This is a genomic window from Streptomyces sp. NPDC054841 (assembly GCF_053611045.1).
Genome location: NZ_JBSGZO010000115.1, coordinates 1 through 20,645 on the forward strand (window position 1 = coordinate 1; position 20,645 = coordinate 20,645).

Annotated in this window: 22 protein-coding genes; 10 read left to right on the plus strand and 12 right to left on the minus strand. The window is 70.3% G+C overall.

Translation table 11 applies throughout. From position 1 onward, the window contains the following. Positions 1-238: 238 nt before the first annotated feature. Positions 239-1,093 (plus strand): alpha/beta fold hydrolase, encoded by an 855-nt coding sequence (locus ACWGI8_RS17600; RefSeq protein WP_453661861.1) that lies wholly within the window; start codon positions 239-241, stop codon positions 1,091-1,093. Between the two features lie 51 nt (positions 1,094-1,144). On the opposite strand, the gene ACWGI8_RS17605 is transcribed toward ACWGI8_RS17600, so the two are convergent. After that, positions 1,145-2,041, minus strand: coding sequence for an NYN domain-containing protein (locus tag ACWGI8_RS17605; protein ID WP_453661863.1), 897 nt, complete (start codon positions 2,039-2,041; stop codon positions 1,145-1,147). A gap of 139 nt (positions 2,042-2,180) precedes the next feature. On the opposite strand from ACWGI8_RS17605, the gene ACWGI8_RS17610 reads away from it, so the two are divergent. Next, positions 2,181-2,333, plus strand: coding sequence for a hypothetical protein (locus tag ACWGI8_RS17610; RefSeq protein ID WP_453661865.1), 153 nt, complete (start codon positions 2,181-2,183; stop codon positions 2,331-2,333). Between the two features lie 115 nt (positions 2,334-2,448). Here ACWGI8_RS17610 and ACWGI8_RS17615 read toward each other — a convergent pair whose 3' ends face one another. From ACWGI8_RS17615 to ACWGI8_RS17625, 3 genes are all read right to left on the minus strand, one after another. Continuing rightward, entirely contained in the window at positions 2,449-3,054 is a 606-nt protein-coding gene (locus ACWGI8_RS17615; RefSeq protein ID WP_453661867.1) for a MarC family protein, read from the minus strand. 236 nt (positions 3,055-3,290) lie between these two features. Then, positions 3,291-4,247 carry a PHP domain-containing protein gene (locus tag ACWGI8_RS17620; RefSeq protein ID WP_453661869.1) on the minus strand — a complete coding sequence of 319 codons (957 nt, stop codon included), beginning with the start codon at positions 4,245-4,247 and terminating at the stop codon, positions 3,291-3,293. Between the two features lie 94 nt (positions 4,248-4,341). Then, the gene (locus ACWGI8_RS17625) at positions 4,342-4,980 is read right to left on the minus strand and encodes a DUF6758 family protein (RefSeq protein ID WP_453661871.1); all 639 of its coding nucleotides are present in this window, start codon (positions 4,978-4,980) and stop codon (positions 4,342-4,344) included. A gap of 171 nt (positions 4,981-5,151) precedes the next feature. Here ACWGI8_RS17625 and ACWGI8_RS17630 point away from each other — a divergent pair, with 171 nt between their 5' ends. Then, positions 5,152-6,456 carry an MFS transporter gene (locus ACWGI8_RS17630; RefSeq protein WP_453661872.1) on the plus strand — a complete coding sequence of 435 codons (1,305 nt, stop codon included), beginning with the start codon at positions 5,152-5,154 and terminating at the stop codon, positions 6,454-6,456. A 177-nt stretch (positions 6,457-6,633) separates the two neighbouring features. Here ACWGI8_RS17630 and ACWGI8_RS17635 read toward each other — a convergent pair whose 3' ends face one another. Beyond that, a complete protein-coding gene (locus ACWGI8_RS17635; RefSeq protein ID WP_453661874.1) occupies positions 6,634-7,218 on the minus strand; it encodes a suppressor of fused domain protein in 585 nt (194 codons plus the stop codon). A gap of 445 nt (positions 7,219-7,663) precedes the next feature. On the opposite strand from ACWGI8_RS17635, the gene ACWGI8_RS17640 reads away from it, so the two are divergent. Together ACWGI8_RS17640 and ACWGI8_RS17645 are read left to right on the plus strand one after the other, a co-directional pair. Continuing rightward, on the plus strand, positions 7,664-8,779 hold the full coding sequence (locus tag ACWGI8_RS17640) for a magnesium and cobalt transport protein CorA (protein ID WP_453661876.1): 1,116 nt from the start codon (positions 7,664-7,666) through the stop codon (positions 8,777-8,779). A gap of 13 nt (positions 8,780-8,792) precedes the next feature. Continuing rightward, positions 8,793-9,347 carry a hypothetical protein gene (locus tag ACWGI8_RS17645; protein ID WP_453661877.1) on the plus strand — a complete coding sequence of 185 codons (555 nt, stop codon included), beginning with the start codon at positions 8,793-8,795 and terminating at the stop codon, positions 9,345-9,347. Between the two features lie 61 nt (positions 9,348-9,408). Here the strand turns inward: ACWGI8_RS17645 and ACWGI8_RS17650 are convergent, their stop codons facing one another. Next, the gene (locus ACWGI8_RS17650; protein ID WP_453661879.1) at positions 9,409-10,197 is read right to left on the minus strand and encodes a hypothetical protein; all 789 of its coding nucleotides are present in this window, start codon (positions 10,195-10,197) and stop codon (positions 9,409-9,411) included. A gap of 185 nt (positions 10,198-10,382) precedes the next feature. Between ACWGI8_RS17650 and ACWGI8_RS17655 the strand changes: the two genes are divergently transcribed. From ACWGI8_RS17655 to ACWGI8_RS17665, 3 genes are read left to right on the plus strand one after another with little or no spacing between them, the layout of a single operon-like run. Continuing rightward, positions 10,383-11,654 carry a magnesium transporter MgtE N-terminal domain-containing protein gene (locus ACWGI8_RS17655; RefSeq protein ID WP_453661880.1) on the plus strand — a complete coding sequence of 424 codons (1,272 nt, stop codon included), beginning with the start codon at positions 10,383-10,385 and terminating at the stop codon, positions 11,652-11,654. Then, positions 11,644-12,231 (plus strand): DUF1003 domain-containing protein, encoded by a 588-nt coding sequence (locus tag ACWGI8_RS17660; RefSeq protein ID WP_453661882.1) that lies wholly within the window; start codon positions 11,644-11,646, stop codon positions 12,229-12,231. The genes ACWGI8_RS17655 and ACWGI8_RS17660 overlap by 11 nt, the downstream gene beginning before the upstream one ends. Before the next feature lie 43 nt (positions 12,232-12,274). Beyond that, positions 12,275-13,408 (plus strand): Mrp/NBP35 family ATP-binding protein, encoded by a 1,134-nt coding sequence (locus tag ACWGI8_RS17665; protein ID WP_453661884.1) that lies wholly within the window; start codon positions 12,275-12,277, stop codon positions 13,406-13,408. 94 nt (positions 13,409-13,502) lie between these two features. Here the strand turns inward: ACWGI8_RS17665 and ACWGI8_RS17670 are convergent, their stop codons facing one another. The 5 genes from ACWGI8_RS17670 to sigE form a co-directional block, all read right to left on the minus strand. Continuing rightward, complete coding sequence (locus tag ACWGI8_RS17670) at positions 13,503-14,168, minus strand: hypothetical protein (protein ID WP_453661885.1); 666 nt, start codon at positions 14,166-14,168, stop codon at positions 13,503-13,505. 129 nt (positions 14,169-14,297) lie between these two features. Next, positions 14,298-14,738, minus strand: coding sequence for a sec-independent translocase (locus ACWGI8_RS17675; RefSeq protein WP_453661887.1), 441 nt, complete (start codon positions 14,736-14,738; stop codon positions 14,298-14,300). Between the two features lie 108 nt (positions 14,739-14,846). Further along, positions 14,847-16,622 (minus strand): trypsin-like peptidase domain-containing protein, encoded by a 1,776-nt coding sequence (locus ACWGI8_RS17680; RefSeq protein WP_453661889.1) that lies wholly within the window; start codon positions 16,620-16,622, stop codon positions 14,847-14,849. 118 nt (positions 16,623-16,740) lie between these two features. Further along, positions 16,741-17,592 carry an anti-sigma factor family protein gene (locus tag ACWGI8_RS17685; RefSeq protein ID WP_453661890.1) on the minus strand — a complete coding sequence of 284 codons (852 nt, stop codon included), beginning with the start codon at positions 17,590-17,592 and terminating at the stop codon, positions 16,741-16,743. Further along, positions 17,589-18,350: an RNA polymerase sigma factor SigE gene (gene sigE / locus ACWGI8_RS17690; protein WP_453661892.1), complete on the minus strand. Its 762-nt coding sequence runs from the start codon at positions 18,348-18,350 to the stop codon at positions 17,589-17,591. Before sigE ends, ACWGI8_RS17685 begins: the two co-directional genes overlap by 4 nt. Positions 18,351-18,491: 141 nt before the next feature. Here sigE and ACWGI8_RS17695 point away from each other — a divergent pair, with 141 nt between their 5' ends. Continuing rightward, positions 18,492-19,157, plus strand: coding sequence for an O-methyltransferase (locus ACWGI8_RS17695; protein ID WP_453661893.1), 666 nt, complete (start codon positions 18,492-18,494; stop codon positions 19,155-19,157). 119 nt (positions 19,158-19,276) lie between these two features. Here the strand turns inward: ACWGI8_RS17695 and ACWGI8_RS17700 are convergent, their stop codons facing one another. Then, the gene (locus tag ACWGI8_RS17700) at positions 19,277-19,444 is read right to left on the minus strand and encodes a DUF3117 domain-containing protein (protein ID WP_003966491.1); all 168 of its coding nucleotides are present in this window, start codon (positions 19,442-19,444) and stop codon (positions 19,277-19,279) included. Positions 19,445-19,780: 336 nt separating this feature from the next. Between ACWGI8_RS17700 and chcB the strand changes: the two genes are divergently transcribed. Next, a complete protein-coding gene (gene chcB, locus ACWGI8_RS17705; RefSeq protein WP_453661895.1) occupies positions 19,781-20,581 on the plus strand; it encodes a 2-cyclohexenylcarbonyl CoA isomerase in 801 nt (266 codons plus the stop codon). Positions 20,582-20,645: the final 64 nt, after the last annotated feature.

Genomic DNA, 20,645 nt, shown 5'->3' on the forward strand with positions numbered 1-20,645 from the left:
TCGTCGGCCACGCCGGACGCCGACACGCCGGACACCGCGACGGAAACCGCGACGGAGGAGCCGGCCAAGCCGCGCCGCCGCCGTACCCGCGCCAAGGCCGCCCAGCCGGAGGCCTGATCCCCTCGCGCTGAGGGCCCGTCACCCCTGAGTGGGTGACGGGCCCTTTGCCGTGCCGCCGACCGCAGCCGCACGGCGGCCCCTGCACGCGGCCGCCCTGCTACCCGTTAGCCTCGTCCGCATGAGCCGGCCCCCCACCTTCGTGCCCCCCGCCTGCGCCCGCAGCTACCACCTCCGCACCGCCCGCGGGGACTTCGCCGTGCTGGACGCCGAGCCGGACCGCCGCACGAGCAGAGGCACCGTGATGCTCCTGCCCGGGTACACCGGGAGCAAGGAGGACTTCATCGCGTTGCTCGAACCACTCGCCGCGGCCGGCTATCGCGCGATCGCCATCGACGGCCGTGGGCAGTACGAGAGCGACGGCCCCGCGGACCAACAGGTCTACACACAGGCCGAGTTGGCCAGGGACGTGCTCGCGCAGTCCGAGGCGATCGGCAACGCGGAGGGCTCCGAGGTCCACCTCGTCGGGCATTCTCTCGGCGGCCAGATCGCCCGCGCCGCCGTCCTGCTCGACCCGCGGCCGTTCCGGTCGCTGACGCTCATGTCGTCCGGGCCCGGCCGGATCTCCCCCTCCCAGCAGGACAAGGTCAAGCTGCTGAGCGACGCGCTCGCGGTGATGGACATGGGTCAGGTGTGGGAGGCGATGCAGGCGCTGGACCCGCCGGAGGAGGCCGACACCGACGGCGAGGACCTGCGGCGGCGCTGGATGCGCCACAATCCCGCCCAGTTGCTGGCGACGGGCCGGCAGCTGACCGTGGAACCCGACCGGGTCGCCGAGCTCGCCGCCGTACAGCCGCTGCCCAAGCATGTGCTGTCGGGCGCGCGCGACGACACCTGGCCCGTACCGCTGCTCGACGCGATGGCGGAACGGCTCGGCGCGCACCGCACGGTGATCGAGGGCGCCGAGCATTCGCCGAACACGGACCGTCCCGCGGACACCGCCGAGGCGCTCATCGACTTCTGGGACCAGAACTGACCAGGTGATCGAAATGACCCTGAGGGTGACCGGATCCGGACCTGAAGGTGATCAGAACTGCCCCTGAAGGTGCTGCCAGAACCCGTCTCGCAGCGCCCGCCGCAGATGCGCGTAACCACGCAGTGAGTGCTTGAGCAGCTTCTCCGCCTCCACCAGCAGGTCCTGGTCGACCGGACCGGGCAGATACGGGTGGCCGGGCAGCAGCTCCGCCATGGGCTCACGGCCACGTTCGACGAGCCAGGTCGCCGCGATCTGCGCGCCGACGAACCGTACGTCCTCGCGGTCCGGCGGCGGGCTGTCGTCCTCGTACGTCGTGACGGGCCGGCGCGTGACGTAGGGCCGGCAGAAGTCGAGGTCGAAGGTGCGCTGACTGTCCACCTCCCACAGCAGCGGCTCGGCCTGGTTGCGCCCGTCGCCCGCCTCTATGCCCCACAGATGGACCCGTGCGCCGTACCCCTGGGCGGCCTCCACCGCGGAGACGAGGTCCTCGTCGCCGCCGACGAGCGCCGCGTCGCTGATGGCCCGGTGCCTGGCGAGTGACTCCAGATCGCTGCGGATGAGGGAGTCGACGCCCTTCTGCTGGTTGTTGGCGTTGAGGTTGCCGAGCCGCACCTTCACGTCGGGAAGCTCGGCGATGGACTGCTGCTCCGGTGTGTGGATGCGGCGCCTGGCGCCGTCGTACCAGTAGACGCGCAGGAGGCGGCTGTCCGCGAATATCGTGCGGGCCTTGTCGATGAACGCCTCTATGAGCCCCTCGGCGTCGAGATCGAAGGAGCGCCGGTCCTCGGTTCCCGCTACAAGCAACCCGGCCGCAGCATAGACGTAACCGGCGTCGACGAAGATGGCATGCGTGGACGGGGTCTTCGCGACCTCGGCGAGCATGCGCTGGAGCAGCTCGTTGGTGCGCTCCAGGCGGGCGCTTATCTCGGTGGGCAGTGCGTCGTTCATACCGCCCCCCATTGTGAGCTGGCGGTGGCATACCTGCCAGTAGTTAGTCAGCCGAAAAATTTCCTTAGCGTAGGGAATGTTTGCAGACGGCATCCCGTTGGAAGGTACGGAACTCAGACGGACAGAAGGGAGCTCTTTTATGCGCTTCGAGATCATGCGACTCGACGATGTCGACGGAAACGCCGTGGACAGCACCGTTGTGGACGCCGCCTCCGTCAACCGGATGGTGCAGCAGGCCGCCGCGATCGGCCAGCGCATCTACATCCGACCGGCCCAGGCCTCGGCTTCGTAACGCCTCCGGCTTCGTAACGCCCAGGATCGACGCGCCCCCGTACGGACACGTTCCGTACGGGGGCGATGTGCTGCAACGGGGCGACGGCGTCGACGGCGTGACCTGCCGCAACGGGTCAGGAGGCCTGGATCACCTGGGTGACACCGTTGATGATCTGCTGCACGGCGATCGCCGAGAGCATCATGCCCGCCAATCGGGTCACCAGCACGACACCGCCGTCCTTGATGAGCCGGATGATCAGCAGCGAGTAGCGCATCGTCAGCCAGAGCACGATGTGCATCGCGACGATCGCCGCCCACACCGAGACCTGCGCCGCGACGCCTTCGGCGTGCTGCACCGCGAGGATGACCGAGACGATCGCGCCCGGCCCGGCCAGCAGAGGCATACCCAGCGGTACGAGCGCCACGTTGACGTCCTTCGTCTGCTTGGGCTCGTCGGTCTTGCCGGTCAGCAGGTCGAGCGCGATGAGCAGCAGGAGCAGACCGCCGGCGATCATCAGTGCGGGCACCGAGACATGGAGATACGCCAGGATCTGCTGGCCGAGGATGCCGAAGACGGTGATCACGCCGAAGGCCACGGCGACGGCCTGCCAGGCCATCCGGCGCTGGACCTTGGCGGGTCGGCCTGAGGTGAGGGCGAGGAAGATCGGGGTGATCCCGGGGGGATCCATGATCACAAACAGAGTGAGGAAGAGGGAGCCGAAGACGGCGACGTCGAACACAGTGATGCCTTGCAGGGTGTCGGGGTGTCAGGGGTGTCGGGTTCTCCGCGGCGTTTCGCGGAGTTTCGCGCGGTGCAGTGCAGCGCGGTGCAGCACGGCGCAGCACGGTGACTGGGGGTTCCACGGCGTTCCATGGAGTGCCATGGAGTGCCATGGAGATCCGCGGGGCGAGGCGTACGAAGACGCGCACGTACGTGCGCGGGGACGCCGGAAGCGGACCGCGGGGGGACCGGGGGTCAGCGGCGGGGCACTCCGCCCGTGCCCATGACCGGGAACGCACCGGTCGCGCGGCGCGTGATCTCGCCGTAGATCTCCGGGTCGGTCGTGTAGTCGCCGAGTCGGCATGCCTTGCGGCTGCCGTGGTAGTCGCTGGAGCCGGTGGCCAGCAGACCGAGATCGGCGGCGATCCCCCGGAGCCGGTCACGCGACGGCTCGTCGTGGTCCATGTGGTCGACCTCGATACCGTCGAGGCCCGCCGCGGCCAGTCGGCCGATGACGTCCTCGGGCACGACCTCGCCACGCTTGACCGCGAGCGGGTGGGCGAAAACGGTGACGCCGCCGGCGGCCTTGACCAGGCGGATGGCGTCGAAGGGGTCGAGCTCGTGTTTCTCGACGTACGCCCGTCCGCCGTCGGCCAGCCAGTCGGGCGTGAAGGCCGCGGAGACGTCCGGCACGACGCCGAGTTCGACGAGTGCGGATGCGACGTGCGGCCGGCCGACCGAGACCCCTCCCGACTTCTCGCTTCTCCGCCCACTCGGCGCAGGTGCGGCTTTCGTCGCGGCCGGCGGCCCGGCGGCCTCGCGTGCGTCGCTCGGGATGCCCGCTATCCGGGCCACCTGGTCCCAGGTGATCGGCACGCCCAGCTCCTGGAGCTTGGCGACCATGCCCTGCGCACGCGGCACGCGGTCGTCCCGTACCAGCTCACGCTCGCGCGCCAGCTCGGGCTCCTCGGGGTCGAAGAGGTAGGCGAGCATGTGCAGGCCGATGCCGTTGATCCGGCAGGAGAGCTCGGCGCCGGTGACGAGCGTGAGCCCCGCCGGCAGTGCGGCGATCGCCTCGGCGTGACCGCCGACGGTGTCGTGGTCGGTCAGCGCGACGACGTCGAGTCCGGCTGCCGCGGCGTTACGGACCAGCTCGGCCGGGGTGTCCGTACCGTCCGATGCCGTGGAGTGGGTGTGCAGATCGATGCGCACGACGCGTGACTCCAGGACTCGGGGCGGACAGGGGGACGTTCAATCGTAACGGGGGATCGAACATCACCCGGACCACCGCGTCACGTGAAAGCCGTCACGACAGCAGCCGCGGCGACAGGGCCCCGCACGGCAGCAGCTCCACCTCCGAGCCCGCGTCCCGCAGATCGGTCAGTATCAGCTCGTCGTACATCAGCAGCCCCGTCGACTCGGGCCAGACGATCGCCCACAGCCACAGCCCGCGTGCCTCGCCCGCGAAGACCGCACGGTCCTCCGGCACGTCGTTGACGTGCCACAGCGGTGTGGGCCGGCCCGCGGCGAGGACCTTGGCCTGAGGTGATGTGTCGACTGCCATGTGCGGGCCGGGGTCCGGTCCGTCGATCCCGGCGAAGCGTGCGCCGAGGCCGACACCGAGCTCCTCGGCGACCAGCAGCAACTCCCCCACGCCGCCCAGCGGACCGGGGCCCGAGCAGGCGACGGCGGTGGCGCGGCCGCCACTGCGGTCGTCGCCCGCGTACGCGACGCCGGTGAAGAGCCAGCCGACCGGGAGCGGCCAGGGCATCCACACCGGGACCTTGGCGCGGGCCACCACAACAGTGAGGGCCTCGACGCTCGGTGGGATCACGGGCTGCAACGGGTGCACGGAACCGTGCACATCGCACTGCCAGGTGTCGGCGAAGAGTCCGGGCGCCCTGACCCGACCACCACACTTCGGGCAACTGGGTTCGCCCCTCATAGCGCTCAACAGTCCTACCCGTCCGGCGTCGCGTCAAGGACGATCACCCCTCCGGCACGCCGGTTTCACCCGGCCTCACCAGCCAAAACTAGATGTAGATTGCATTCATTAGACTCTCTAACTTATTATCTGTACATCGCAACGATCCGGCGGAGAAGCGGAGGAGCATTCATGCGCGCAGAGGACCCGTCCGGCGAACGTCCCGGAGGAGCGGACGGATCGGAGGGAACAGAGGGATCAGAGGGATCAGGGGGAGCAGAAGGAGCCGAGGGAGCGGGGAACATCCTGCGCCAGCCGAAGGCGGTATGGGCGACAGCAGGCGCGTCCGTCGTCGCCTTCATGGGCATCGGGCTCGTGGACCCGATCCTGCCGTCCATCGCCAAGGGCCTGGACGCCACAGCGAGTCAGGTCTCGCTGCTGTTCACCTCGTACTTCCTGATCACCGCGGTGGCCATGCTGGTCACCGGTTTCGTGTCCAGCCGGATCGGCGGCCGCAGGACGCTGCTGGCCGGACTCGCGCTGGTCGTCGTCTTCGCCGCGCTCTCCGGCACATCGGGCTCGGTCGGCGAACTCGTCGGCTTCCGCGCCGGATGGGGCCTCGGCAACGCGCTCTTCGTCTCGACCGCGCTCGCCGTCATCGTCGGCGCGGCAGCGGGAGGCAGCGCGGCGGCGATCCTGCTGTACGAGTCGGCCCTCGGCCTCGGCATGGCCTGCGGGCCGCTCCTCGGCGCCGCACTCGGCGTCGCGAGCTGGCGCTACCCGTTCTTCGGCACCGCGGCCCTGATGGCGATCGGCTTCCTGTGCATCGCGGCGTTCCTCAAGGAGCAGCCGAAGCCCGCCCGCAGGACCTCGCTGTTCGACCCGGTGCGGGCACTCGGCCACGGCGGGCTCGCCTCCGCGGCCGCCTCGGCGTTCTTCTACAACTACGCGTTCTTCACGGTGCTGGCCTTCACCCCGTTCGTGCTGGACATGACGCCGTACAGGTCGGGCGCGGTCTTCTTCGTCTGGGGTGTGCTGCTCGCCGTCTTCTCGGTACTGGTCGCGCCGTGGCTGCAGAAGCGGTACGGCTCGATCGAGGTGCTGGGCGGTTCGCTGCTGCTGCTCGCGGTGGACGTGGTGGTGCTCGGGTACGGCGGCCACACGACGGCCGTTGTCTGCACGGTGCTGTCCGGTGCCTTGATCGGCGTGAACAACACGGTCTTCACGGAGCTGGCGCTCGGCGTATCGGACGCTCCGCGGCCGGTGGCGAGTGCGGGCTACAACTTCGTCCGCTGGTTCACGGCCGCCGCGGCCCCGTACTTCGCCCCGAAGATCGAGGAGTGGAGCGACGTCCACATGCCGTTCGTCATCGCCGGCGTCGCGGCGGCGATCGGCGCGGGCATCGTCTGGGCGCGGCGGGCCTCGCTCACGCACGAGGCGGCGGAGCCGAAGCCGGTGCACGTGGCGCAGGGCGGCGTGACGGCCTTCGCCGACTGAGCGTCAGAAGCCCTTCGACCGGCCCGTCGAGCAGCCCGTCGGACAGCCCGTCGGACAGCCCGTCAGGCAGCCTGCCATGCGGTCGTCATGTAGTCCGTCATGCAGTCGCCATGCAGCCGGAAGCCCAACTCGGCCATGAGATAGGTCACTTCACGCACACCTCGGGCGTGACTGGCGTCACGTCAGAGTTACGGACCTGCGCAGCGGATCGCGCAGGTCCGTTCCGTTGGCCAGCCACCGCTCCTGGAGCTGCGCCGCGCCGTGCACCCGCTTCCACGCCGCCTCGTTCGGCGTCATCGGCAGGAGCGGAAGGAAGTGCACCGGGTCCATCGGCTCGTCCAGTTCGAGGTCCTCGACCAGACCGCCGGACTCGGCGACCAGGACGGAGGAGAACGGCGCCTGCGGCCACAGCGGCTCACCGAGGTCCAAGGAGTTGCCCGGCGCCACGATCACCCCTTCGACCTGGGGTGATGACGCGAGGACCGCGAGCGGGCGGAGGACCTTGTCAGTGTCGGCGAGCCCTGCCCGTACCGACAGGAGCAGCTCCGCGCGGGGTCCCTTCACCGGGTCGGCGAGCACATCCTTGGGGTCGGTCATCGGCTGGGCGGACATGCCGAGCGTGGCGTACCGGACGATGTCCCCGTCGACGAAACGGAGCACCTCGATCCGGTCCGTACCGAGAAACGTGACCGCGGCGCGCGCGTCGGGTTCGCCCAGCGCGGTGCGCAGCCGGGCCTCGACCAGAGCAAGAACTTCTCCCATCCCGCGAGCATAGATCGCATCAGGAACGGGCAAAGAAAGGGATTGACCCTCAGTCGGCTGATAGGCTTGGCCGCCTGGTCGGGACAGCATGCGCATGGGGCACTTCCCAGCGGTGGCTGAGGGAGTGACTCCCGAGTTCCCGACGACACGTCATCCCCCACGGGGGACCGGCCGGAGGAGGTGGGGCTGCGGTGGATCGAAGTCGACCGTGCAGTACCAACCGCTCTTCCGCGCGACCCCTCACTGTCTGAGTCTGAGGGCTTCCCGCTCCGTTCCATGGCACCGCGCACGACGGAAGAGCACGTCGTTTTTGCCTGACTGTCTGTAGCGAACGCCGTCACCGCGCGCCGCGGTGCCGCCCGCTTTGCGGACGTATCGATATAACGTCCCCATTCCGGGCTGTGCCACGCCTCGCACCGGCGGCCTCTCCGTGAAGGAGCCTGCCATGTCGATGATCCGTGACCTGCGCGAAGCGGTCCGCCCTGCGCTGCGCAAGAGCACCAGCCCGTACAGCACGTACGACACGACCCGTGACCCCTCGGCCTCCAGCGCGGTCGTCGACTGCGCCGTCTACCGCGACGGCCGCCGGGTCAAGGACGCGGAGTGCCTCACCCCGCACGAGGCGATGCTGCGGGTACGTGAGGGCGGCGGTTTCGCGTGGATCGGCCTCCACGAGCCGACGGAGGAGGAATTCTCCGGTATCGCCGCCGAGTTCGGCCTCCACCCGCTGGCCGTGGAGGACGCCGTCCACGCCCACCAGCGGCCCAAGCTGGAGCGGTACGACGACACGCTCTTCACGGTCTTCAAGACCATCCACTACGTCGAGCACGCCGAGCTCACCGCGACCAGCGAGGTCGTCGAGACCGGTGAGGTGATGTGCTTCACCGGGCCCGACTTCGTGATCACCGTGCGGCACGGCGGGCAGGGCTCGCTGCGCAACCTCCGCCACCGGCTGCAGGACGACCCCGAGCTGCTCGCCAAGGGCCCCTCGGCCGTACTGCACGCCATCGCCGACCATGTCGTCGACGGCTACATCGCGGTCGCGGACGCCGTGCAGGTCGACATCGACGAGATCGAGATCGACGTCTTCTCCGCACCGTCGAAGGGCAGCACGCGCGGTACGGACACCGGGCGCATCTACCAGCTCAAGCGTGAGGTGCTGGAGTTCAAGCGGGCGGTCACGCCGCTGCTGCGGCCCATGCAGCTGCTGAGCGAGCGCCCGATGCGGCTGGTCGACCCGGACATCCAGAAGTACTTCCGCGACGTCGCCGACCACCTGGCCCGGGTGCAGGAGCAGGTCATCGGCTTCGACGAGCTGCTGAACTCGATCCTCCAGGCCAATCTGGCGCAGGCGACGGTCGCCCAGAACGAGGACATGCGCAAGATCACGTCCTGGGCGGCGATCATCGCCGTACCGACTGCGGTCTGCGGCGTGTACGGCATGAACTTCGACCACATGCCCGAGCTGCACTGGAAGTACGGGTACCCGATGGTCATGGTCGGCATCGTCGGGATCTGTCTCACCATTCACCGCACCCTGAAGCGCAACGGCTGGCTCTAATAGGCTGCGGAGCATGAACGACGCTCAGCTCGGCAACGACCCTTCCCCCCGCTCCGCCGGGGATGCCCCGGAGCTCGGCCAGGCCCTCGTCGAGGAGGCCACCAAGAAGTCCGGTCTCATCTGGGTCCGGGGCACCGGACCCTCCCGGGCACTGTGGCATGTGTGGCACGACGGGGCCGCGCATGTGGTCGGCGACGGCCCCGGCGAGCAGCCGCTGCCCGGGCTGACCGACGGCTCCACCGCCGAGATCACCGTGCGCAGCAAGGACAAGGGCGGCCGGCTGGTGACATGGACCGCCGCGGTGACCGAACTGGCCCCCGGCTCGGAGGCATGGGACGCCGCGGTCGCCGAGCTGAAGGGCAAGCGGCTCAACGCGCCGGACGGCGAGCGGATGACCGAGCGCTGGGCCCAGGAGTGCCGGGTGCTGCGGCTGGAGCCGCGTGAGTCGTCCACGGAGCACCCGCAGGATTCCCTGTCGGCCGTCCCGCTCCCCACTCCGGCGACGACCCGCCGGCCCATTCCCGCGGCCCTGCCGCGGCTGCTGCGCCGAGGCCGCAAACACAGCTGACCCGCCCCGGCCGGAGCCGGGCGCCGTCAGCTGTCAGGCGTCGGCCACCAGCCGTCGGCCGTCAGTCGCTCGTACGGGGAAGCTGGCGGCCGTAGTCGACCGTCTCCTCCTTGGACGGGGGCTCCAGGGTGAACTCCTTGTCCCAGTCCGCGAGCGTGAGCACACCCGCGCCGCCCGCGCGGGCGAGCTGGAGCGGGTACGCGGTGCCTTCCAGAGAGACGTCGAGCGTGCCGCCGTTGCCCTCGCCGCCCATGATCTTGATCGTGCGGACGCCGCCGATCTTGTCGCGGTCGCCCTTGCTGAGCTTGCCGTGCAGCCCGAGCAGCCCGTCCAGCAGCACATCCATGTCGGTGAAGCCGCGCAGTTGCTTGTACGCCGGGTCGCCCTCGGGGACCTTCACGTACTTGTCGTCGAGCTTCTCGGCGGCGGCCTCGTCCTCCTCGCCGGTGGAATCGGAGCCGTCCTTCCCGCCCGATCCGTCCACTTCCTTGTGGCTCCAGAAGCCCGCGTCGGCCTTCAGATAGAGCGCGTCACCGACCCGCAGCAGCTCGAACGTGGAGTTCTTCGAGGTGACCGAGCCGATCGCGCCGGCCTTCTTCAGCTGCATGTTCAGCTTGTACGTGCCGCCCTTGGAAACCAGGGTGCCGGCGAGCCGTACCGCGTCCGCGCCGTCGGCCGCCGCCTTGGCCTTCGCCTCGATCGCGGTCGCCTCCAGTTTGCCGACGCCGTTCGTCCCCGCGTCCGGGTCCTCGCCGCACGCCGTGAGGGCTGCGACCAGCCCCGCGCACAGCGCGACGGAGAGCGCGGCCCGGCGGGCCCGGGCGACGGCGGCAGGGTGGAGAGCGGTCACGAGCACACTGCCTCTCATACGCGTGGGGGGTGGCAAGACCGCAGCGTACCCGGGCCCGGTGGGCCCTCCGGAAGGGAGCCGTCCGGACCTTCCACAGCAGCACCATGGAACGGTACGGGCTAGCCTGAAGCCGTTGGACAGCCGCATTTCCGGGCAGATGGGAACGGACTGAGGAGGCGCGGATCATGGCGGGAGGCGCCCCCCGGATCTTTGTCTCGCACCTCGCCGGTGTCCCGGTCTTCGACCCCAACGGCGACCAGGTGGGGCGTGTGCGCGACCTCGTCGCCATGCTCCGGGTCGGCGGGCGGCCGCCCCGGCTGCTCGGCATGGTCGTCGAGCTGCTCAGCCGCCGGCGGATCTTCCTCCCCATGACCCGCGTCACCGGCGTCGAGTCCGGTCAGGTCATCACCACCGGCGTGGTCAACATGCGGCGCTTCGAGCAGCGCCCGACCGAGCGCCTCGTCCTCGGCGAGCTGCTGGACCGCCGGGTCCAGCTGGTCGAGTCGGGCGAGGAAGTCACCGTCCTCGACGTCGCCATCCAGCAGCTTCCGGCCCGGCGCGACTGGGAGATCGACAAGGTCTTCGTACGGAGAGGCAAGGGCGGGGCCCTGCGGCGCAAGGGTGAGGCGCTGACCGTCGAGTGGTCGGCCGTCACCGGCTTCTCGCTGGAGGAGGAGGGACAGGGTGCCGAGAGCCTGCTCGCCACCTTCGAGCGGCTGCGCCCCGCCGATCTCGCCAACGCCCTGCACCACCTCTCGCCCAAACGGCGCGTCGAGGTCGCCGCGGCCCTCCACGACGACCGGCTCGCCGACGTCCTGGAGGAACTGCCCGAGGACGAGCAGATCGAGATCCTCGGGAAACTGAAGGACGAGCGGGCGGCGGACGTGCTGGAGGCGATGGACCCGGACGACGCCGCCGATCTGCTCTCCGAGCTGCCGGAGGAGGACCAGGAGCGGCTGCTGATGCTGATGCGGCCGGACGACGCCGCCGACGTACGCCGGCTGTTGTCGTACGAGGAGCGGACGGCCGGCGGGCTGATGACGACCGAGCCGATCGTGCTGCGCCCGGACGCGACCGTCGCGGATGCGCTGGCCCGGGTGCGCCAGCAGGACCTCTCCCCCGCGCTGGCCGCGCAGGTGTACGTGTGCCGGCCGCCCGACGAGACGCCGACGGGCAAGTACCTGGGCACGGTGCATTTCCAGCGGTTGCTGCGGGATCCGCCGTTCACGCTGGTCAGCTCGATCGTCGAGAGCGATCTGCCGCCGCTCGCCCCGAGCACCCCGCTGCCCGCGATCACCAGCTATCTCGCCGCGTACAACATGGTCGCGGCGCCGGTCGTGGACGAGAGCGGGGCGCTCCTCGGAGCGGTGACCGTGGACGACGTGCTCGACCATCTGCTGCCGGAGGACTGGCGCGAGGCCGAGTTCGAGGGGACGAGGTCCGCCCATGGGCAGTGAGTACGGACTCGCCGAACGCGGCGAGGGCAAAGAGAGGCCTCCCGCCGGGGCCGGGGCGCCGCGCCCGCGCGTGAGGCTCGATGTGCCGCGCGCCCCGCGCCGGAAGGTCCTGCCGGAGTACGACCCGGAGGCCTTCGGCCGGTTCTCGGAGAAGATCGCCCGCTTCCTGGGGACGGGCCGGTTCATCGTCTGGATGACCCTGACGGTCATCGTGTGGGTCCTGTGGAACATCTTCGCTCCGCCCGGCCTGCGCTTCGACGAGTACCCGTTCATCTTTCTGACGCTCGCGCTGTCACTGCAGGCGTCGTACGCCGCCCCGCTGATCCTGCTCGCGCAGAACCGCCAGGCGGACCGCGACCGGGTCGAGATGGAGCAGGACCGGTCGCAGAACGAGCGCTCCATCGCGGACACCGAGTATCTGACCCGGGAGATCGCCGCACTGCGGATGGGACTGGGCGAGGTCGCCACCCGCGACTGGATCCGCTCGGAGTTCGAGGACCTGCTGAGGGAGCTGGCGCACCGGCCGCCGGTATTCCCGCCCGTGGCCTCCCGCAGACGTGACGAAGGCGACCGCTGACAGGGGCCCCCGGGGCGGGATCCGGCGCCGTACCATCGTTCGTATGGCTACGGAAGACGCGGTGCGCGAAGCACTGGCGACGGTGAACGACCCCGAGATCAACAAGCCGATCACCGACCTCGGCATGGTGAAGTCGGTCGAGATCGGGGCCGACGGCGCAGTTGCCGTCACGGTCTATCTCACCGTCTCCGGCTGTCCGATGCGCGAGACCATCACTCAGCGCGTCACGGACGCCGTCGCGGGCGTCGAGGGCGTCACCCGCGTCGATGTCTCGCTGGACGTGATGAGCGACGAGCAGCGGCGTGAGCTCACGGCCTCGCTGCGCGGCACGACCGCCGAGCGCGAGGTGCCCTTCGCCAAGCCCGGCTCGCTGACGCGGGTGTACGCGGTGGCGTCCGGCAAGGGCGGCGTGGGCAAGTCCTCCGTGACCGTGAACCTGGCGGCGGCGATGGCCGCCGACGGGCTGAAGGTCGGTGTCGTCGACGCCGACATCTACGGGCACTCGGTGCCCCGGATGCTCGGTGCGGACGGCCGTCCCACCCAGGTCGAGAACATGATCATGCCGCCGTCCGCGAACGGTGTGAAGGTCATCTCGATCGGCATGTTCACCCCGGGCAACGCACCGGTGGTGTGGCGCGGCCCGATGCTGCACCGCGCGCTCCAGCAGTTCCTCGCCGATGTGTACTGGGGCGATCTGGACGTCCTCCTGCTCGACCTGCCTCCGGGCACCGGCGACATCGCGATCTCCGTGGCCCAGCTGGTGCCGAACGCGGAGATCCTGGTCGTCACCACTCCGCAGCAGGCCGCGGCGGAGGTCGCGGAGCGGGCCGGCTCCATCGCCGTCCAGACCCACCAGAAGATCGTCGGTGTCGTCGAGAACATGTCGGGCCTGCCGTGCCCGCACTGCGACGAGATGGTCGACGTGTTCGGCACGGGCGGCGGGCAGAAGGTCGCCGACGGCCTGACGCAGACGACGGGCGCCACGGTCCCGGTGCTGGGCCAGATCCCGATCGACGTCCGCCTTCGCGAAGGCGGCGACGAGGGCAGGCCGGTCGTCCTCACCGACCCCGACTCCCCGGCGGGCGCGGCCCTGCGCAGCATCGCCGGCAAGCTCGGCGGCCGCCAGCGCGGCCTGTCGGGCATGAGCCTGGGCATCACGCCGCGCAACAAGTTCTGACGTACGTACGCGTACGTACGCGAACGTACGCGAAAGGGGCACCGTCCACCGGGACGGTGCCTCTTTCGTACGTCCAGGCGTACGCCGCGTACGTCTAGGCGTACGCCTCGAGGTCAGACACCACCGAGAACCCCAGGCCGTAGGCGCTCAGACCCCGCCCGTACGCCCCCACGTGCACCCCGTTCTGCGCGGACCCGGCCAGCACCCAGCCGAACTCCGACTCCCGGTAGTGGAACGGCATCGGCACCCCGTCCACCGGCAGCGACAGCTCGGACCACGCCGGACCGGACAGGTCGTCGGCCAGCGCGAACGCGGTCTCGGTCTGCTGGTCCAGCCAGTCGTCGCGCAGCGTGTGGTCGAGCTGCGCGGGCCACGTGTACGCCAGCAGCCCCGAGCCGGCCAGCCAGGCCGCGGACGAGACCGTCGTGGCCTCCAGGAGGCCTGTGCCGTCCCCGGTGCGCCGTACCGGGCTCGCCGCGACCGTCACGACCACCGCGAAGCGTTCCTTGTCGACTGCGGTCGCGTCGGACTTTATCGACGGCTCGTCGCCGTGGCCCATGGAACCGTGCTGCACCGTTCCGTCCGCGTCGGTGCCGACCTGCATCAGCCAGCGCGGACCGGCGAAGGCCTCGTCCAGTCCGTACCAGGGGAACGGTGCGCGCAGATAGCTGTCGACCGTACGCCGGGCTGCGGGCACCCCCTCAGCGGTGGACGTGCTGGGCGTACTCTGCGCCGCCCCTACCCGACTCGTCGTCTCCATCTGCCTGGCCGCCTCCTCGATCACCAAGGTCCGGAACGGCCCGCCCCCCGCGGGCGTCCTCGTTTCCGGACAGATGGAGAGGATAGCCATCTCGCACCGGCTCGTAGCGGTTGATGGCGCTCAGGGCGCTCAGGTGGCGTCTGCGTCGAACGGCGGGCGCTCGCCCTGATCGACGGTTTCGCGCTTCTTGAGTCGATCCGGAGCGGCGCCGGGCGAGCCGTTCACCACGGCCGGGACGGAGCTGTCGGGCTCCTTGCCGTGCACGGCGTCCGCCACGTCGTTCATTTCCTTCTTGAGATCGAAGGTGCTGCGGATCTCCTTGAGATCCTCGTTCTCATTCAGCTGCTTGCGGATGAACGTCTTGGGATTGAGGTCCTCGAACTCGAAGTCCTTGAATTCCGGGCCCAGTTCGCTGCGGATGTCGTGCTTCGCGTTGTCGGAGAACTCCCGGACCTTGCGGATGAAGCGCGAGGCGTCCTGGATGACCTTCGGCAGCTTGTCCGGGCCGAAGACGAGCACGGCGAGGACCACGAGTGTCACGACCTCGAGTGCGCCTATGTCATTGAACACCTTGCTGCTCCTTGTGTTCGTGTTCTCCGTGCCGCTGCAGAATGACCGGATGGGGCCGGCTCCACGGTACCCGGCGAATCTGTCCGGCCGGTACCTTCGGGGTGTCCCTCACGTGCCGGTCGACGAACCGAGCGTCACCGTCCTGGTCTGCTCTTTGCCCTTACGGGTCAGCGTGAGCTCCAGCCGGTCGCCGGGGCGGTGCGCGCGGATCTTGACGATGAGTTCCTCACCGTTGTGCACCCGCTGGCCGTCCACCTTGGTGATGACATCGCCCGGGCGCAGACCGGCCTTGGCGGCGGGGCTGCCCGCGGTGACGGACGGGGCGCCGTCCTTGCCCTTCTCGCCTACGCGGGCGCCGTCGCCCGCGTAGCTCATGTCGAGGCTGACGCCGATCACGGGGTGGGTGGCCTTGCCCGTGTTGATGAGCTCCTCGGCCACCCGCTTGGCCTGGTTGATGGGGATGGCGAAGCCGAGGCCGATGGAGCCGGGCTGGCCGGCCTTTCCGTCCGGGTCGGTTGCGCTGTCGGCGGCGCGGATCGCGCTGTTGATGCCGATGACGCGTGCTTTGGAGTCGACGAGCGGGCCACCGGAGTTCCCGGGGTTTATCGGCGCGTCGGTCTGCAGCGCGTCGACATAGCTGATGTCGCTGCCGTCGCCCTCTTCACCGCCGGCGGTGATCGGGCGCTCCTTGGCGCTGATGATTCCGGCGGTCACGGTGTTCTGCAGGTCGAAGGGCGCGCCGATGGCGACGACGGGGTCACCGACCCGCACACTGTCGGAGTTGCCCAGCGGCAGCGGCTTGAGGCCGGAGACGCCGCGGACCTTGACGACGGCGAGGTCGTAGCCGCTGTCCTTGCCGACGAGGGTGGCGCGCGCGGTCTCGCCGCCGCTGAAGGTGACGGAGATGTCTCCGGAGCTGCCGGCCGACGCGACCACGTGGTTGTTCGTGAGGATGTGGCCCTGCGCGTCCAGGACGAAGCCGGTGCCGGTGCCCTGCTTGCCGCCGCCACTGACGTGCAGCGTCACGACACTCGGCAGCGCGCTGGCGGCGATGCCGGCGATGCTGTCGGGGGCCCGGCCGGAGTCCTCGGGGCCGGCCTGCGGCAGCTCGACAGTGGTGATTCCGCCGTTCCGTTCGAGGTACGCGCCGACGCCGCCGCCGAGCACTCCGGCGAGCAGCGCGAAGAGCAGCGCGCCGACGAGGGCCACGCCGCGCCGGCTCTTCTTCCTGGGGGGCTCGTCGGCCCGGGTGAGCGTGCCTCCGGGGGCACTCCAGGGGTCGTAGTGGGTCCACTGCGCGGGTACGGGGGCCGGTGCGGGTGCCGGTGCGGGCTGTGCGTACCCGTTGCCCGAGCGGTACTGCGGCGGGACATGCGTTCCGTGCGCCGGCGTGCCGCCCACAGGTCGCTGCACGGGCGGGGCAGGCGCCCACGGCCCGGGGCCGCCGTACGGCGGTGTCCGGTACTCGTCGGGCTCGTGCATCGGCTGCATACCCACGCCGCCGGTGGGGTGGCCTCCGGCGGGGGCAGCTGCGGCGTGTGCGGCCTCTGGACCCGGGACCTCGGGTGCGGGGACCACCGGCGCCGGGGCCTCCCGGACCGTCCCGGCCTCGCCGGGCGCCGGGACGGACGGCGAGGCCACCGGGGCGGGTGCCGCCAGGGGGTAGTCGGGCTGATCGTCGATGTGGGCGGCCGGTGCCGCGGGCGGCACGACGTCCGCGGCCGGGACGGTGTCCGTAGCCGGGACGGTGTCCGTGGGCTCCGTGGAGTCTGTGGAGTCCGTGAGGGCCTCCGTCGGAGCCGCGTCGGGCGCCGACGGTGTCTCCGTACGGGCCGGGCGGCTCCACCACTTCGCTTTGGGACCCGTCGGCTTCCCGTTCTCCATGCTCTCCCCGCAACTGGCCAGTCCGCGCGCCCCGCCGGGCACCCCTTCCCTGGATTCAACCAGGTTTACCGGTGGTGTCCCACAGGGTGCCCGGTCACTTGAGCGCCGGGACGCCGGATCAGTGCCGGGTCGGGGACGCGAGCCGGCTGGGCAGCGGGGTGGCCGACAGCGTCGGGCCGGGGGCGGTGGCGAGCTGGAACGCCGAGCCCGTGGGCCGTATCAGCGGCGGCGTGGACCCGCCCGTGAGCAGAGCCGGCGCCGCGAAGGGGTGGGACAGCGGCTGTGCCTGGGTCAGGGTCTGCGGGGTCATCGCCGCGGCCCGCTCACCGCTCAGACCGACCCGCCCGCCCGCCCCGCCGCGACGGCGGTTGGCTTCCGCTCCACTGCTGGTCGCGGTCGTCGTGCGCAGCGGTGTGACGCTGTTGCCACGATGCTCCCCGCGGGCCGATACGTCGCCCGTGGCGGCGAGCGGCAGCGTCCCGCCCAGGGCGATCGCCGCGAACGAGACGGCGCTGGCCGCGGCGAACGCGAACCTGCGGCCGCGCCACGGCGAACGCTCGGCCTCCTGACGTCCCACGTCGTGGATACGGAACCCTGATCCCGGCCCGCCGTCGGGCAGCCCGGGCCCGCCGGGTACGTACCCGAAGCCCTCCGGGGTCACGCCGAAGACAGCATCGGTGAGGCGCCCCCCGCCGAAGGGACCTCCCCGCCCGTCGTCATCACCTCCGGGCGGCCCGGCGGGGAGCCCCTGCAGCCGCGCGAGCAGGCCCTCGGAGGGCGGTGGCGGGGCGGCGGTGGCGAAGACGCTCTTCAGCCGGCGCTGCGCGTCGGCCTCGGCCTTGCACTTGGGACAGGTCGCCAGATGGGCCAGGACGCGCTCGCGCGCGTCATGTTTCAGCTCGCCGTCGACCAGGGCAGCGAGCCGGTCCCCCAGATGCTGCTCCGCGGGGGTGGGAGTTGTGCCGCTCACGCCGCCCCGCCCTCCCCGGCCACGCCCGCGAGCGCGCGCTGCTCGGCACGCGCCTCGGGAGAGCGGTGCTGCAGGGCCTTGCGCAGATGGGACCGGCCGCGGTGGATACGGCTGCGGACGGTGCCGAGCTTGACGCCGAGCGTGGCCGCGATCTCCTCGTACGAGAGACCCTCGATGTCACAGAGGACCACGGCCGCGCGGAACTCGGGCGCGAGGGTGTCGAGCGCCTGCTGCACGTCGGCATCGAAGTGCGTGTCGTGGAAGACCTGCTGGGGGGACGGCTCACGGCTGGGCAGCCGCTCGGCCGCGTCGTCGCCGAGCGCGTCGAAACGGATGCGCTGCTTGCGGCGGACCATGTCGAGGAACAGATTGGTGGTGATGCGGTGCAGCCAGCCCTCGAAGGTCCCCGGCGTGTAGGTCGACAGGGAGCGGAAGACACGGACGAAGACCTCCTGGGTGAGGTCCTCCGCATCGTGCTGGTTTCCGGTCAGACGGTAGGCGAGACGGTAGACCCGGCCGCTGTGCGTGCTGACGATGTCCTCCCAGGAGGGAGGAGTCCACGCCTGCGATTCCGCATCCGATGCGAACGTCGCGGTGGGCACGGAGTCGGCCTGGCGGGAACGGGCGTCAGCGGTGTCGGTCACGGATTTCGGCTCACCCGCCGACCTGAGAAGGCGCCGCAGCACCCCTCTCCGATCCACAGGCGCAGCCGCACCTCCCCTGTCGGCTCTGGTGGTGTCCAGTGGAGTCCCTACCATAGCCACCTCGCCCGTTAGCTCCGGATAAGAATCTTTACGCGAATTTGGGAACGGGTGTCTTCCATCCACCCCTTTCCCCCTGCCCCTCCATAACGCCCGGTCCCATCTGCGGGTTCCCGGGCGCAGCGGATACAGTCACGGTTGCGCCGACTACGGGGACAGGAGAGGGTCATTACCGCCAACCGGCAGACGAGCTGGGCGTTCGCCGACGCCTTTGTCGCCGAGGACGAAGCTCTGCGCTGGGCCCGTGAGCGGGCCCGGGAGACAGGGCTGCCCTCGGTGTCGCCAGGCACCGGCGCCGCCCTGCGACTGCTGGCCGCGACGGCGGACGCCAAGGCGGTGGCGGAGATCGGTACCGGCACCGGGGTCTCCGGGATCTATCTGCTGCAGGGCATGCGGCCCGATGGCGTTCTGACGACCGTCGACCCCGAGCCGGAGCGCCAGCAGTTCGCACGGCAGGCGTTCCGAGCCGCCGGTTTCGCGGGGAACCGCGCGCGGTTCATCCCCGGCCGCGCCCTCGACGTACTGCCGCGGCTCGCGGACGGCGGATACGACCTCGTCTTCTGCGACGGCGACCGGATGGAGTCGCTGGAGTGTCTCGCTGAATCGTTGCGCCTGCTGCGGCCTGGGGGTCTTGTGTGCTTCGAGGGCGTCTTCGCGGACGGCCGCACGGTCGATTCGGCGGCGCAGCCCGGCGAGGTCCTTCGGGTGCGGGAGCTGCTGCGGGCGGTACGGGAGAGCCAGGAGCTGATTCCGTCGCTGCTGCCGGTGGGCGACGGGCTGCTGTGCGCGGTGCGCCGCGGCTGATCCGGCCGGCTCCACCCCTGACACGACGACCGCCGCGGGTACGGGCGCGCATACGACACTGCCCCGGCTCAGCGTGATGCTGTGCCGGGGCAGTACGGAAAGGTGTAGGCGCTTCCGCGTCAGCCGACGACCTTCTTGAGGGCGTCACCGAGGGCGTCTGCCTCGTCCGGAGTCAGCTCGACGACAAGCCGACCGCCGCCTTCGAGCGGAACGCGCATGACAATGCCCCGCCCCTCCTTGGTCACCTCGAGCGGGCCGTCGCCCGTCCGCGGCTTCATGGCCGCCATGCTCGTTCCCCTTCCTGAAACCAGCTCATCGTCAGCCGACGGCCCCCTGGATGGGCACGCGTCACCGGCATCGAACACATTGCTTCCCAGCCATTATCCCGCATCGCGGGACCCGATGACCAACATCAGTCGGCATCGCTTGCGCAACGCGCTTTCACAAAACCGCCCAATTCGGGGATCCGCCTGCGATACTTCGCCCTCGCTTCACCTTCGCACGCCGATTCCGGCGCTCGGATTCTTTGACGCAGGTCACATACCAGTGCGTATGTCAGGCCTCGGCGATCTCCGCCATGCTGGGCTGGACATCACTGCCTGAGGCGCAAAGGGGACCCTGTCATGGCCGACACCGTGCTGTACGAGGTGAGCGACGGACTCGCGACGATCACGATCAACCGGCCCGAGGCCATGAACGCGATGAACGTCGAGGCCAAGGTCGCCCTTCGGGACGCGCTGCAGGCCGCCGCCGCGGACACCGCCGTACGGGCGGTGCTGCTGACCGCGTCGGGGCGCGCTTTCTGTGTGGGGCAGGACCTGAAGGAGCACGTCTCCCTGCTCATTTCCGACAAGGAATCGGGCACCAGCCACACGATGAACACCGTGCGTGATCACTACAACCCCATCGTGCGAGCCCTGACCGCGATGCCGAAGCCGGTGGTGGCGGGGGTGAACGGGGTTGCCGCGGGCGCGGGTCTTGGCTTCGCCCTGGCCGCGGACTACCGGGTCGTCGCCGACTCCGCGAAGTTCACGACCTCCTTCGCCGGGGTCGCGCTGACCGCCGACTCCGGGGTCTCCTGGACGCTGCCCCGGCTGATCGGCGCGAGCCGCGCGGCCGATCTGCTGCTGTTCCCGCGGTCGATCACCGCGCAGGAGGCGTACGACCTGGGCATCGTGAACAAGCTCGTACCGGCCGACGATCTCGCGGCCGAGGCGGCGGCGGTGGCCCGGGCGCTGGCGGAGGGGCCGACCCTCGCGTACGCCGCGATCAAGGAGTCGCTCGCGTACGGCGCGGATCACTCGCTCGGCGAGACGCTGACCAAGGAGGACGAGCTGCAGACCAGGGCCGGCGCATCCGAGGACCACGCGATCGCGGTCCAGGCCTTCATCGCCAAGGAGAAGCCGAAGTACCTGGGCCGGTAGAGGCTTCCCCAGATTCCCAGACCCCCCAGGCCTCCGGACCTCCGAATCCCCGGATCCTCAGCCC